12 protein-coding genes are annotated in these 13886 nt (G+C 54.6%); 4 read left to right on the forward strand and 8 right to left on the reverse strand.

Annotation, left to right across the window (positions count from 1 at the left end; genetic code table 11):
• Positions 1 to 62 precede the first annotated feature (62 nt).
• Both CEE69_RS08540 and CEE69_RS08545 read left to right on the forward strand, forming a co-directional pair.
• Entirely contained in the window at positions 63 to 962 is a 900-nt protein-coding gene (locus CEE69_RS08540) for a DMT family transporter (protein WP_099260271.1), read from the forward strand.
• Positions 963 to 1040: 78 nt separating this feature from the next.
• A complete protein-coding gene (locus CEE69_RS08545; protein ID WP_099260272.1) occupies positions 1041 to 1976 on the forward strand; it encodes an alpha/beta hydrolase family protein in 936 nt (311 codons plus the stop codon).
• A gap of 426 nt (positions 1977 to 2402) precedes the next feature.
• Here CEE69_RS08545 and CEE69_RS08550 read toward each other — a convergent pair whose 3' ends face one another.
• A complete protein-coding gene (locus CEE69_RS08550) occupies positions 2403 to 3404 on the reverse strand; it encodes a formylglycine-generating enzyme family protein (RefSeq protein ID WP_233215056.1) in 1002 nt (333 codons plus the stop codon).
• Positions 3405 to 3733: 329 nt separating this feature from the next.
• Between CEE69_RS08550 and CEE69_RS08555 the strand changes: the two genes are divergently transcribed.
• The gene (locus CEE69_RS08555; RefSeq protein WP_099260273.1) at positions 3734 to 4930 is read left to right on the forward strand and encodes an LptF/LptG family permease; all 1197 of its coding nucleotides are present in this window, start codon (positions 3734 to 3736) and stop codon (positions 4928 to 4930) included.
• A 161-nt stretch (positions 4931 to 5091) separates the two neighbouring features.
• Complete coding sequence (locus CEE69_RS08560) at positions 5092 to 5910, forward strand: dienelactone hydrolase family protein (RefSeq protein WP_233215057.1); 819 nt, start codon at positions 5092 to 5094, stop codon at positions 5908 to 5910.
• A 109-nt stretch (positions 5911 to 6019) separates the two neighbouring features.
• Here the strand turns inward: CEE69_RS08560 and ylqF are convergent, their stop codons facing one another.
• The 7 genes from ylqF to CEE69_RS08590 form a co-directional block, all read right to left on the reverse strand.
• The gene (gene ylqF, locus CEE69_RS08565; RefSeq protein ID WP_099260275.1) at positions 6020 to 7000 is read right to left on the reverse strand and encodes a ribosome biogenesis GTPase YlqF; all 981 of its coding nucleotides are present in this window, start codon (positions 6998 to 7000) and stop codon (positions 6020 to 6022) included.
• A gap of 144 nt (positions 7001 to 7144) precedes the next feature.
• Positions 7145 to 8470 carry an L-fucose:H+ symporter permease gene (gene fucP / locus CEE69_RS08570; RefSeq protein ID WP_099260276.1) on the reverse strand — a complete coding sequence of 442 codons (1326 nt, stop codon included), beginning with the start codon at positions 8468 to 8470 and terminating at the stop codon, positions 7145 to 7147.
• 91 nt (positions 8471 to 8561) lie between these two features.
• Complete coding sequence (locus tag CEE69_RS08575; RefSeq protein WP_233215058.1) at positions 8562 to 9566, reverse strand: aldo/keto reductase; 1005 nt, start codon at positions 9564 to 9566, stop codon at positions 8562 to 8564.
• 59 nt (positions 9567 to 9625) lie between these two features.
• Complete coding sequence (locus CEE69_RS08580; protein WP_233215083.1) at positions 9626 to 11212, reverse strand: alpha-L-fucosidase; 1587 nt, start codon at positions 11210 to 11212, stop codon at positions 9626 to 9628.
• On the reverse strand, positions 11121 to 11429 hold the full coding sequence (locus tag CEE69_RS33115; protein WP_233215086.1) for a hypothetical protein: 309 nt from the start codon (positions 11427 to 11429) through the stop codon (positions 11121 to 11123). Before CEE69_RS33115 ends, CEE69_RS08580 begins: the two co-directional genes overlap by 92 nt.
• Before the next feature lie 27 nt (positions 11430 to 11456).
• On the reverse strand, positions 11457 to 12872 hold the full coding sequence (locus CEE69_RS08585; RefSeq protein ID WP_099260279.1) for an alkaline phosphatase D family protein: 1416 nt from the start codon (positions 12870 to 12872) through the stop codon (positions 11457 to 11459).
• 50 nt (positions 12873 to 12922) lie between these two features.
• Positions 12923 to 13837 (reverse strand): ThuA domain-containing protein, encoded by a 915-nt coding sequence (locus CEE69_RS08590; protein WP_233215059.1) that lies wholly within the window; start codon positions 13835 to 13837, stop codon positions 12923 to 12925.
• Between the last annotated feature and the right edge of the window lie 49 nt (positions 13838 to 13886).

Below are 13886 nucleotides of genomic sequence, written 5' to 3' on the forward strand. Positions count from 1 at the left end.
CAGAAGCATCTTCGATGAAATCTGCTTGACTTGATTTCCATCGTTGATGTGAAAGGGATGCGTTGAACGAAGATTTGGGTGAACCACGCGACTACCTGAAGTTGCACTTTCTGGTGTTCGTGTGGGGCTTCACCGGCGCCCTTGGCGAATTGATCCAGTTGCCCGCCGTGGAGATCGTGCTGTTCCGCAGTGCGATCGCATCAGTCGTGCTTGGCTGGATCGTCCGCAAGACATGGCGTGTTCCGGCTAAGCGAGCCTTGGCCATGTTGGCGACCGGCTGCTTGATCGGAGCTCACTGGGTGCTGTTCTTCTTGGCGGTGAAAGTCGCCAACGTGTCAGTGTGCATGGTTGGCATCGCGACGGTTTCGTTGTGGACCGCGTTGCTCGAACCGCTGATGATTCGCCACCGCAAACTCCGCCGAATGGATTTGATTTTTGGCGTTTGCGTGATCGCAGCGGTCGCCGTCATCTTCCAAAGCGAACTGCAATACGCCGGTGGATTCCTCATCGCCATCACCGCCGCCTTTGCTGCCGCAGTGTTCTCGATTTTGAATGGACGCTTCGCCGCCACGACTCCCCACCGAGTCATCTCGCTCTACGAAATGGTTGGGGCATGTGGGTTCTGCGCCGCGTGCCTGCCGTTGTCCGCGTTCTATTTAAGTGAAGGACGTGGATTGGATTTGGTCCCCTCAGCCAGTGATTTTGGCTGGCTGCTTGTGTTGGCGGTTGTGTGCACGGTTTACGCCTACAGCGAATACGTTTCGCTTCTCAAACGCCTCTCCGTGTTCACCATCAACTTCGCCAACAACCTCGAGCCGGTTTACGGCATGATTCTCGGTGCGATTCTGTTCGGCGATTATCAGACGTTGGGTGTCGGTTTTTATGTTGGTGCGACCGCGATCGCGATTCTGGTGCTGGCACACACTGGTTGGTCCCGTCGTAAACGATTGCCAATTGGATAAGTGCAGGCAGCGCGGGCTTGGGTTAAAATGAAAGTCTCTTCTCATCCTCGTTGACTCCCACCCAAGTCCCGCATCCCCATGTTTGTAAACTCTTTTCAGTCACTCGCATCGCCATCGACTCGCAAGTTTCTGATCGGATGCTCCGTCGTTTTGATTTCGGCGTTGCTAGCCGTTCCCGCTTCTGCGCAGCGAAACAAACGCGGCGAAGACCCGGCCCTCAAACCGCGTCCCGTCAAACTCAAAACCAAAGACAACATCGAGCTGACCGCGTTTTACTTCCCTTCCGCGGAAGGCAAGAATGCGGTTCCAGTGCTGTTGATTCACGAGTGGAAAGGCCAGGGATCGCCCTACCAAAAGCTCTGCATGAGCATGCGTTCTGCTGGATTGGCGGTTTTGTTGGTCGAATACCGCGGCCATGGAAACAGCCGCCAATACACGACCCCAAGTGGTGAGACGAAAGACTTCAACATTTCCCGAATGGGCAAACGCGACATCCAGGCAATCATTCAGTATGACCTGGAAGAAGCCAAGCAATTCTTGAAGGACGAAAACAACGAAGGTCGCTTGAACCTGAATGCCTTGACGGTTCTCGGCATTCAAGAAGGAGCGATCATGGCGGCACACTGGGCCGTTCGTGACTGGGGATTCCCCAGTGTCGGCCGAATGAAACAGGGACAAGACGTCAAAGCTCTCGTCTACGTTTCCCCGGTCAAGAACTTCAACGGGCTGACAATCGATTCTACTTTGCGTGATCGCAACGTCGGGTCTCTTCCCACGATGATCGTCGCTGGGAAAAACAGCCCCGAAGCTGATGAGGCGGAACGACTGGGCGGACGAATCACCGCTCTTCGCAAACGATCGAAGATTGGTGGATTGGAAGTCAAAACCGAAAGCACCAGCCTGAGTGGAGCAGCGTTGATCAACGAAGTCCCCTCGACCGCTTCTGACATCGTCAAGTTCATCAAAGCGAATGTCCCAGTCAGCGAAAGCGAAAACGAATGGATCAAGCGTTGACCGCTTGCGAACCATAGCCACGCGGCCTCAACATCAGGCCCAACGTTTCGCTCACGCGACGCGTTGGGCTTTTTTCGTTTCGGATCAAACAAAGCGCACTTGAATCATCGCTTGCTGAGACGCAGTGACTCTTTCAAAGCGTCTCTTCTTTATTCAAGCCAAATCACTTGCTGCTGGAGCTCCCGAATCTCTCGCTCCTGATCGACAATCAAAGAGTCATTTCCAGTCTCAAACGTTCTCGCGGGAGCATTCGAGGTCGGAGGATCGAAGACACCGGTCACAGATTTCGCAAATGCCGAAACCAACATTCCTGAAATTTTCAACGGGAATCAATTCCGGCGTTCGAGATTGTCATCCGACAAGGACGGCACAATCTCGAAATGCAACCCGAAGGCGTCAAGGATAAACCAAACGTATCCCGGCGACTCAAGGTTTCACCAAACCAAAGGTTCCTCGGCCAGACTCCACCCTTGATTCAACATCCTCTCGCAATCGATCCGAGTCCGCTTCCCAGTACAGCTCACGCAGCTGATCACTCATCTGTTTCAAAGGACTGATGATTCGAAAACCGGTTGCGCGGGATTCGTCTGATGTTGCCCACCAAGGACTCTGTGGAAAATCAGGATCCGAGTCCCACCAATCTTCGGTGCTTCGAAGAATGGAATCGCATTGGCAATCCTTGGCATCCAAGTTGAAATTCCCGCCGATGGCAACGTGCCCACGAAACAGACCCGTTGTCGCGGTATCCTCGATCACCCATTCCGAAACATTGCCCTGCAGATCGTGCAGCCCCAAGGAACTCGCGAGTTTCGTACCCGCACGAATTGTCTCGACCTTTTCTGTGTTCTCAAAGTGAACAGCAACATCATCGACCAGCAGCTCTGGCTTTTGGCCTGAAACGCATGCGTGCTGCCATTCACTTCGGAGCGGCAAACGGTAGTCCAGTTTGCAGGTCAGACTCAACCATTTCGTGTACTGCCGCGCAGCGAATTGGCTTGTGGTGGGCACCGGCGAATCAGAGGCACCTGCAAATTCAAAATTGTATGAATAATCGTAGACGTCCGTGGGGCTGGAAACGCCATCCACCTCGTCAAACCCGGGCCGCTCATACCCCTTTCGAAACGCCGCTTTTTTGTGAGCGTAGTACAACTGCCGATACGGCATGTACTGCTCCATCGTGATTTCGAACTTCCCCATCCAGAACGGTTCGATCTCTACCGTCTGCACCTTGAGATCTGGATCGACTTTTGGCGGGACATACGTCGCTCCCCTTTGCTCCGCTCGCCATTCATCGTTCCATGATGCTGGTGGCGGAGGCGGAGGCTTCAAATCCATGGTGCCACCCGCAACCGGAACCATCTCGATCTCAACGTTCGTCCCCGGAATTCGCTGAGTGTAGGCGACCATGAATCCCCGGTCGGTTTTCACGGAACGTTCCCCCGTTGGGCGTTTCGGTTGAATCCTTGCTTCTGGTTCTCGAGCCCCCACCACTGTGGCGCCAAACCCCAAAATCAGCGAGCAAACAAGCAGTCGGATCGATATCAACATGATGATGGCCGAATGTTGGGGTAGCAAAGCGTCCATTCTACTGTTCTTTGAGCAGCGCCAGTGCTCTGGCAAAGGTCTCAGCTTCTCCAGGCCATCCGGTTCATGGTGCACGGCGGGGGGGCGGACGAGCTGATCTGTCGCTGAGGCCGACGTTTTTGCTACTTCCGAAGGTTCAATGAGCAAGATTCCGCGGCCTTGATTCAGAACCTGTGATTCCCACCCGTCTGACACGTACGATTCTCTTCGAGATCCTCCGGATTTTCGTCGTTGCGCTGGTCGTGTTGACGCTTTTGATCCTGCTGATCGCGGTCGGACGTGAATTGTTTCGCAAAGGCTTGGGCGCGATGGCGGTCCTGCAATTGCTCCCCTTTGCGATCCCAATCTCGTTGCAACACGCGGTTCCCGCGACGGCGTTGTTTTCGGTTTGCTGCGTTTATGGACGAATGGCGGCCGACGGCGAAATTTCGACGGTCAAGGCATCAGGTATTTCGCCGCTGAGATTACTGCAACCGGCAATTGTGTTCGCCGCCTTGCTCAGTCCAGTCGCAGTGTATTGCAGCGACATGGCGGTTTCTTGGGGAAAACCCGGCGTCAAACGAGTCGTGCTGCTATCGATCGAAGACATCGCGTATCGCTTGCTGGAACGCGATCACTCCTACACGTCGGATCACGGTTTCTCGATCCACGTTCGCGAAATTGACGGTCGCCGAATGATTTCGCCTCGGGTGACCGTTCGCGGCAAAGGCGACGATGCTTTCACCGTGACCGCCAGCGAAGGCCAATTGATGATGGACGAGGAGACTCAATCTCTCGTTCTGAAACTGGTCGACAGCCAAGTGAACCGCGGAAAGGGTCTACAAGGCGATTTCTACGGTGAACATCGCTTCGAGATTCCAATTGGCAATGCGTTGGAAGAAGACGACATTTCCACCCGCAGTCCGAGTGAGTTGCCTCTTCGTTTGATTCGAAACGAGCGACTACGTCAACGCGAACGCACCCACGCGAAAATTGGGGAACTGGCCGCGTTCACCGGGTTCTCGTTGTTGACTTCGCGACCTGCTGAAATTGGCGGCGAAAAATCTTCCGCGATTCAGTCGGGGTTGAAGTCCAGTCGCCATCGCTTAACGCGTTTACAAACCGAACCTTGGCGTCGCTGGGCGGAAGGCTTCACCTGTTTCTTCTTCGTGCTCGTCGGGGCGCCCCTCGCCATTGTGGCCAAGACCAGTGACTACTGGACGACGTTCGGAATGTGCTTTCTTCCGACAATCTTGGTTTACTACCCGCTCTATTTGCTGGGTCTCGACCAGGCCAAAGCAGGCGACATGCCGCCCTATGGGGTTTGGATCGGCAACTTGGTTCTGTCCGGTGTCGGGATGATGCTGATCGCTCGAGTTCGGCGATACTAAGCATCGATGCGGTGGAGGCAATTCTGCACGCGTTCTTTTCGACGGGGTGGTTTTGCTTTTACAATCGCATGCGTTGTTTGCACCTGTTGCCATAGCCCACTCAAGGAATTTCCATGTTTTGCTGCCGTCGTGATGTCCGCCGCTCCCGTCTTTTGAACTCGGTGAAGCTGTTCACTTGCATGTTGTTTGCCAGCGCAATGTGGACGGCAACAGTCGCGAAGGCCGAAGTGCAAACGCAAACGATCGTCTACCAAGATGGCGACGTGATGCTAGAAGGGTTCCTAGCTTTCGATACCAAAGTTCGCCCCGCCGGAACAAAAGCGGAATCCGGCAAGCCTGGCGTCTTGGTGGTCCATCAATGGATGGGACTGACCGATTACGAACGCCGCCGTTGTCGCCAGTTGGCCGAACTGGGCTACATCGCCTTTGCACTTGATATTTACGGTCGCGGCGTTCGACCAGCCGACACGGGAGAGGCGGCTGAGTTCTCCGGGAAGTACAAGAGTGATCGCGAACTGTACCGCCGCCGTCTGAACCTAGGTTTGGAACAACTTCGAAAAGCGGACAACGTCGCGAAAGATCAGATCGCTGCGATTGGATATTGCTTCGGCGGAACCGGAGTGATTGAACTGGCTCGCAGTGGAGCGAAAGTCAACGGAATCGTCAGCTTCCACGGCGGACTGGATTCGCCATCACCTGATGACGGAGCCAACATCCAAGCAAAAGTCCTGGTTTGTCACGGTGCCGACGACCCATTTGTGCCTAAAGCGGACGTCGAATCAATGATCGCTGAGTTCGATGCCCATGACGTCGATTGGCAAATGAATGTCTATGCCGATGCGGTCCATTCGTTCACGCAGCCAATGGCCGGCGACGACAACAGCAAAGGTGCCGCCTACAACGAGAAAGCAGACCTGCGATCGTGGGACGCCATGCGAGTCTTCTTCCACGAATTGTTCGCTGCTAAACCAGCGGAGTGACCCAGCTGTGCAATCCAGTTGAGACCATCTGAAACCGCTAGCCCGCGGAACGCACTGGATTGCTTGCCATGTGTTCCGTGGTCGGCGGATTGATCAGTCTTACAATCTCTCACTGCCGGCGATCGCGACGCGAAGCATCCATTTCGCGTGACTTGCGTTGTGCTTTTTGCTTGGTTTTGAATCGCTTCTTGCGTTTCTCGTCCTTCAGGCGAGCGGCTTCTTCCGCTTCGACCATCGCCTTTTGCGTGAGAATGCGTTCGCGCTGCATCGTCGCGGGAGTCTCGAGCGTCAGCCGTCCCAAGCCACCGGTTCGGTACTCTTGAATCAGGATTCGGGAAGCTCGTTCCAAGTCAACCTTGTTGTTTCGCCCCAAGCATCCTCGTCGGCGACCAATGTCTTCGATCACCGCCATTTCTGTATCTGCGATGGATTCCAGTTCGAAACGCTTGGCCAGTCGATCTGGGTACTGCTCCATGAAGTACCGAGCTGCAAAGAAACCCACGTCGGTATAATCCATCGCGGTGTCTTTGATGGATCCGATCAGTGCCAGCCGATAGCCACTGCTGACGTTGTGCACCTTGGGCCAGAGCATCCCAGGTGTGTCCCATAGAATCACTCCGTCGCCGATGTCGACGCGTTGTTGATGCTGTGTTACCGCTGGCGTGTTTCCAGTCTTGGCGACTTTTCGTCCAGCCAGAAAGTTGATGATCGTCGATTTCCCAACATTGGGAATGCCCATGACCATGGCATTGATCAACCGCCCCTTTCGCTGAGGGCACATGCCTATCAAAGCGGATTTCAATCGCCTGATCGTGGGCACGTCGTCGGTCGTGACAGCGCGAGCCCGGGTGGAGCTGGAACTATTCAGAGCCTCCAGCCACTCTTCGGTCCGATGCGGGTCGGCCAAGTCCGACTTGGTTAGTACCTTCAGGCAAGCCTTGTCACCTCGAAGGTCGGCCAACATCGGGTTTTCGCTCGAATAGGGAATTCGAGCGTCGATGATTTCCATCACCACGTCGACCTTGGGCAAGGCGGACTGGATTTCCAGCCGAGCCTTGTGCATGTGGCCGGGGAACCATTGGATCGACATGATCAGCGTGTTTCGTCGTGAGCGGGTTTGCGACCGGCTGCATCAGGAAATCAAATCAATCGATTCGCCCCGACCGCACGTGTCCGAGTGGAAAGCCCGCCCAGTGTCACACACTGGGATGGAAATTTCTATCCGGTTTGCTGATCAGGCGGCTGCCGTCGCAACTGGAGCTTCAGGTTTTGAGGTGAACAAGCCGTAGATTGCAATCACGACGAAACAGACCGCGGGCAAAACAAATGACAAATTCAGCGACCATGTGTCGATCAAATAGCCTTGCAGCGGAGGCATGATGGATCCGCCCGCGATCGCCATCACCAACCCCGCGGCACCCAACTTCGCGTCGTCCCCCACTCGATCCAGGGCGATGCCATAGATCGTTGGGAACATCAAAGACATGCAGCCTGAGACACCGACGAGAGCCCACAGGCCCACGATGCCACCGACGAACATGACGGGAACCAACAACCCGATTGCACCAACGGCCAAAACCATCAGCAGGGCTCCGGGGCGAACATATTTCAGCAGGAATGTGCATACGAATCGGGCCACGGCAAACAAGACCATCGAATACAGCGTGAACGACGATGCGGCAGTGGCGGCGTCTCCGGCGGACATCCCATCGGCCATGAAAACCCCTTTGCCGTACTGGGCAGTGAAGGTCCAGCACATGATTTGCGCACCGACATAAAACGCTTGAGCGATCACACCGCCGACATATCGCGAATTCGCCATCAGACGCCCGATTGTTCCGCCGATATCGAGCGATCCATCCGAGTCCTGGTTGCGTGGCATCTTCTTGACCAAAATCAGCACAAACATGGTCACGATCACCAACCCAATGGCCACGTAAGGACCACGCACAATCGCCAGGTCCGAGAACTTCATGGCATCAAATTCTTCGATGGGCAACTCCGCTCGTTTGGGACCATCCAATGAATTGATGTTTGAAAGGATGGCGTACTTCGCGGTAAGGATGCCGACGATCGAGCCAATTGGGTTGAAGGATTGTGCCAGGTTCAAACGCTGCGTCGCGGTTGATGCCGGCCCCATCGAAAGGATGTAGGGGTTGGCGCTTGTTTCCAAAAAACTCAGTCCGCAGGTCATCACGAAGAATGCGATGAGGAACGGCATGAACTCACCGACACTCGCCGCGGGAATGAAAGCGAGTCCACCCAACGCATAGAGAGCAAGGCCAACCAGGAGGCCGGTCTTGTAAGAGAATTTTTTGATGAACAGTGCAGCCGGCAACGCCATGAAACAGTAGCCACCATAGAAAGCAAACTGCACAAACGAGCTGACAAAATTGCTCTGATTGAAGATTCGTCCAAACGCTTCCACCAACGGATTGGTGATGTCGTTGGCAAAGCCCCACAAAGCGAAACAGAACGTCGTCAGAACAAACGCGACCAAGTAACTCTTGGGAACCACTTCAGCCTCAGCTTGCGGTTCAGCGACGATTGGTTCAGCCATGAGTTTCTTAGGGAAAGGTTGGAGGAGCAATGAAAGAAGTGTTCACGCGAAGACCAAACGGCGTGACTCGAGCTGATGATAACGCCTTGATTCAGACGTGGGGATAAGACGCGTCGATCAATCCGTCGCGTTTCATCGATTCCCAAAACTCAGCGGGAGGCTCTGATGAAACCAGCTGAACATTCTGAGCAATCCGGCTGGGCTTGCTGCTGTTCAAAGCCGTTGCCACGACACCGGGCGGTGACATACCAAAGGCGACGCATGCTTCAGCGGGGCGAACGTTGAATCGGTCGCACTGAATCTGGAAACGTTCTCGCCACGCGATCAGCTCTTGATCTTCAACACTTTCGCCGGTGACTTTTCGATAATCGTAGTGGTCGCCACCAGTCAGAAATCCCGCGTGAAAAACCGCGGAGTTGATCACACTGACACCTTGAAGACGCATCGTCTCGACAAAGTCCAACAAGGGTTCGGGGTGTGTCCGGATCGTGAGACTGGTCGCGAGCATGACCCAGTCCAATGGAAGAGACTTTGCCAACTCCTCGGAGACTCGCCAGTCCTTTGAACCAACACCGATCGCGAGAACGTCACCGCGGTCGCGAAGTTCGCTCAGCGCCTGGTAGGCACCCAAGATATCATCCCAACGACGTTTTCGATCGTCTTCGCCGGATGCCGCCGCCAGGTACTCATCGGGATCATGGACCGATACCAATTGCGGCCGATACGGCGACAGCAACTCGCAGCCTTGTTCCCAACAACGCAGGATACCATCGTAGCTGATGTCTTGAACGGCATCATGTTTTAAACCAACCCAAGCACCGGGCTCGAAAGTCGGTTCGGGAGAGGTCAGAGGAACTCGCCGCCAACCGAGTTTATTGCTGATCAAAATCTGGTCGGGAGCAACCTGCAATGATCGCAGAGCATCCGCCATGCTTTCCAACGCCAACCCGGCTCCATACTTTCCAGCCGAATCAGCAGCGACGACGCCATCGCACTGAGCAAACCATTCCGACACAATCGACCGTTTGGTGTCACGATCGACCGCTTGGTAGAGGTTGCCCAACGCACTGGTGCCAAAAATGATTGGCGGGAGCATGTTGCCGATTGTTGGCACAGCAGGTTTCTCAGTTTGTCGAGAAGCGACGGACTCTGGCATCACTGAGTGACCTTCAGGACGTAAGCAAACTTCGACGCTTTGTCCGCTGGAAGTGAAACGGTCACGCCACTATCGCCGCGTTCCCAATCCAGTTTCTCGTCCGACCCAAGCAATTCGATGGCGCCAATTTCCTCTGGGTAGAGATCGCTGCCCTGAGCCAATGTCTTGATCGTGATCTGGTTGTCTTTCGGCCACTTCAATCCGTGGACGTACAAGACATTGTCGTTCGTGGTGAAACGCAAGTCTTCCGACGTGAACGGCTTGTCTTTCGACTCGGAGACGTGCCCGGTGGAGACCGAAGTTGGACCTTCGCCAAAGGTCTTCCAGTACGTCGTGTCGTAGATGGCTTCTCCGTTGACCTTCAACCAATCACCGATGGCTTTCAAGATCGCTTGGTCTTCTTCTGGGATGGTGCCGTCAGCACGTGGCCCCACGTTCAACAGCAAACAGCCGTTCTTGCTGACGATGTCGACCAGGTCATTCACCAAACGCTCTGGAGTCTTGTAGCGTTGGTTTTCGGTGTATCCCCATGAACTGGAGCTGACTGCCGTGTCGGTTTGCCAGAACGGCTTGCGAATCTCTGCCATCTTCGAACGCTCTTTGTCCAGAACCGCAGCCGATTCGGGAAACGCGTTGAACTTGTAGTTGATGATGCCGAGGTCGGAATCTTTGGCCGACGTTTTGTTGTAGTAGTAGGCAGCAAATTTTTGCAGGTGCTCGGCGTACGTGTTGTTGAGATAAGTCGAGTCGCCGTGCTTGGGTGTGATACCAAAGTCAAACCAAAACACATCGGGTTTGTACTTGTCCACCAATTCGCAAGACCGAGCCAACCAATCGTCTTTGAACTGGTCATCTTGTGGCGTGAAGTTGTGTTGGTAGTCCCAAGCGTTGTCCTCGAAGAGGAACGGCATTGGCCGACCATAAAGGTCTGCGTACTGAGGGTCTGCGTTGTCGTACGATTCGTCACGCACGTAGAACATCCAATTGAACGCTCGGTGGCTGCTGACTCCGAATTTCATGCCTTCCGCGCGAACGGCTTCTGATAACTCTTGAATCACGTCGCGTTGGGGTCCCATCTCAGAGGCGTCCCAACGGGTGAACGCACAGTCGTACATTGGGAAACCGTCATGATGCTCGGCAACCGGAATGACGTAGCGAGCACCGGTGTCTTTGAAGAGCTGGGCCCATTGTCCAGCGTCAAACTTTTCCGCTTTGAACTGCGGGATGAAGTCTTTGTAGCCAAACGTCTTTTGCGGACCGAATGTGTCGATGTGATGCTGGAAGAAATTGTCGCCACGGCGGTCGCGATTGATGTACATCTGCCGCGGGTACCATTCGCTTCCGTACGCAGGAACGCTGTAAGCACCCCAGTGAATGAAGATGCCAAATTTTGCATCCTTGTACCACTGTGGAATCTCATAGTCTTCCAACGAATTCCAGTCGGCTTTGAACGGCCCGTCCGAAATGGTCGCGTGGATGGTCTCGAGTGCTGGCTCAACTTTTGGATGGGGCAAGGTTGCCGGATGTGGCTTGGACTGCTCTTGCGCCACGGCAACCTGGAGTGTGATACATGCCAACATGGACATCAAAGTCGGCCGAAAAATCATGCTGCAACTCATCGAAAGGCGGGGCGATGCGGGGGTTAGTGGTGTCTGAAGCGTCTTCAGACGACGTTTCAGCCGGATTAGTTTCCACTGAAGCCGCAGGAATCCCATAGCCGAGCTTGATTTTTGCATGCCCATTTTTAAACTGGCGAAAGTGGCGGGCAATCAATTCTCGTTCGGCGCAGCAGGCACCGCCCATTCGCGGTTGGAAATCGCCAGATCGCGATCAGGGGCGGGCTTCGTAGAGAAGCTTGCCTTCGTCGTTGTAGAACTTGATCAGCAAGTCTTCGCCTGCTGTGATCGATAGAAAACCGCCGCTGGGTTCCGGTGAGATGAATGGTTGCCGGATCAAAGCATCGGGGTCGGTACCTCTTCGCGATCCCGGCAATACGCCCATGCGAGAGTTTTCGTCATTCAAGGCACCACAGGCAAACTCTTGAATGCCAGACGGATGAATGCTGTGGTACTGCCAGTGTCGGTCGCCGCACATCGTCATGAAGTGATCGATTTCGTTGGATTCCAACCACTCGAAAAATTCATTCGCCTCGTGTCGAAAGCCTTTCAAGTTGGCGTGATTGTCTTTCTTGTAGGCATCGTCGGGGCCGACGAGAGGCGTGGGCGAAATCAGCAATTTCCATTTCGCGTCACTCGCTTTCAATGTGCTCTGCAGCCATTGCTTTTGCTCGTTGCCCCACAACGTCTTCTCAGGTCCATCCTTCATGCGATTGGGCGATCGGTAGTCGCGACCTTCGGTCAACCAAATTTGAAGGTGCTTGTTGACGCGAAAAGTTCGATAGGTCGGTGAGTCTTGATCGCCAGCGGGAACGATCGGCAATTGTTCTCGAAAGACATCGATTCCGGTTTGTGGAAGCGGCAGGCGGTCTTTGTCGTGGTCCGAATCGTTGAAACGGAAGTCATGGTCGTCTTTGGACCAATACCCCGGAGCTTCTTTCAAGAAATCGATCAGACGCGGGAAGCGGAATTGTTCGTGCCAGCACTTTCGGAGCTGCGATAGCGTCTCTGCATTTCGAAAGGGATTGTCGTAGTAGACAATGTCGCCGGTACCGACGAAGAATGCTGGCGAGAGTTCTTTCATGTGGACCAACGACGGATAACCCAATCGCTTGTCCTCTTCCGTGGCGGTCAGTGGACCGGATGATTTGGCTTTCTTGCCGTGCAAGAACTTGTTGTAGTTCATGCAACTGAAAACAAGGAACTCGACGTCAGTCTCGGAATCTTCGCCCGGAAGAGTTTGGAACTGACCGATGGGCTCGACCGGACGTTCTTCGGTCGCAGCGGAAACCAAAGCTCGATAGTAGTAACGCGTTCCAGGGGCGAGCGACGACACTTGGTGCCGCACGATGAAGTCGTTGCCAGGTTCCGCGAGCAACAGATCGCTTGTTTGCGACGATTCAAAATCGGGGCTGACGGACCATTCGAAACGGACCCTTCCCGCTCGTCCGGGCAGGTCTCCGGATTCGTCCAGCCCTTCTCTCGCGGTCAGTCGCGTCTGCAGCAGCACACTAGTCGAAGTGACTTCGCCGGACATCACGCCTTGGCCTAGGAAATGCTGTTGTGCTTGAACCAGAGATGGGCAAACAAGCAACGCGAGAAAAACCAAAGCAAGACGTGATCGCATCATTTCAACTCAAGCAAGGAGCACTGGGAAGTTGCGCAGGAACAACTCGGAATTCACTCGGCTGAGGCGGTGGTTTCGTCGAGTTGTCCAGCGGCCCAGAGCACACCACGCGAAACGAGATCCATGTAACGTGCGTCGGCGACGGTTTCGTTTTGGTGACCGAGCGAAGTGCTGAAGATTCGCGTTTTGTTCGGGCCGTATTCGTTGGTCCACGCAACGACGGCGGTGGCTTCTTTTGCTTTGGCGTTTGGATTTTGCTTCAGCTGTCTCTTGTTCGGCGGAGTCTCTTGGACACCTTGGATCAAAGCCGAGGCACCATCAAACACGCGAACGTTGTTGTAGAGCTCTTCGTTGATCGTCGTCCAATCTTCCATGCCAGCGGTGATCGGGTGTTGGCTCATGTGCTTGACGTCGATGGGGAACTTGGGTCCGTGGCCGGTCGATTGCAATCCGAGCATCTCATACCAACCTGCGTTGTCGGCACCATCTTCGACGGGTTTGCGAAAGTCGTCCCAGCGGTAGCTGTGCATCGCGCAGTGAAGGTTCACGGCGGGAACGCCATCGAGGTGCTGTTTCAAAATTCGATTCACGTATGGCTTTTCGATGACGTCGGCTGAACACTCGTCGTGAATCACGACGTCGTAGCCATCCGCCCAGTCATCGGATTCGTAAATGTCGAATCGAGCTCGCGTGGAGGTGTTGTCACTCAAGACCACGGTGACCTTCGCATCGAGACGCTCTTCGAGGCCCTCTTTCAGGAGCTTCGTTTGGCTGGCGTAGTCGTGGCAGCAACCGCCGGCGACGAGCAGTACCTGAAGCGGTTTCGTCTCGGCCGACGCCGCGGCATCTTCTCCGTGAGCAGCGTCCGCGAGGAACAACGGAAACAAGAGAGCAGCAAAGGCGAAATGGATGAACTTTTGCATCGTGATGTGAGCTTGAAGTGAGTCGAAAGATCGGAAGGTACGCATTGTAAACGACCATCGCGGCAATTGGTTGGGGTATGGTGTTTTCTGCTGA

This window comes from Rhodopirellula bahusiensis, from assembly GCF_002727185.1.
In the GTDB taxonomy this organism is placed as follows: Bacteria; Planctomycetota; Planctomycetia; order Pirellulales; family Pirellulaceae; genus Rhodopirellula; species Rhodopirellula bahusiensis.

Coding starts and splice junctions, on each gene's coding strand:
- CEE69_RS08585 (WP_099260279.1), bottom strand. CDS start 12,872: ATGATGCGATCACGTCTTGCTTTGGTTTTTCTCGCGTTGCTTGTTTGC.
- CEE69_RS08580 (WP_233215083.1), bottom strand. CDS start 11,212: ATGTCCATGTTGGCATGTATCACACTCCAGGTTGCCGTGGCGCAAGAG.
- CEE69_RS33115 (WP_233215086.1), bottom strand. CDS start 11,429: ATGGGCGGTGCCTGCTGCGCCGAACGAGAATTGATTGCCCGCCACTTT.
- ylqF (WP_099260275.1), bottom strand. CDS start 7,000: ATGTCGATCCAATGGTTCCCCGGCCACATGCACAAGGCTCGGCTGGAA.
- fucP (WP_099260276.1), bottom strand. CDS start 8,470: ATGGCTGAACCAATCGTCGCTGAACCGCAAGCTGAGGCTGAAGTGGTT.
- CEE69_RS08575 (WP_233215058.1), bottom strand. CDS start 9,566: ATGCTCCCGCCAATCATTTTTGGCACCAGTGCGTTGGGCAACCTCTAC.
- CEE69_RS08545 (WP_099260272.1), top strand. CDS start 1,041: ATGTTTGTAAACTCTTTTCAGTCACTCGCATCGCCATCGACTCGCAAG.
- CEE69_RS08590 (WP_233215059.1), bottom strand. CDS start 13,837: ATGCGTACCTTCCGATCTTTCGACTCACTTCAAGCTCACATCACGATG.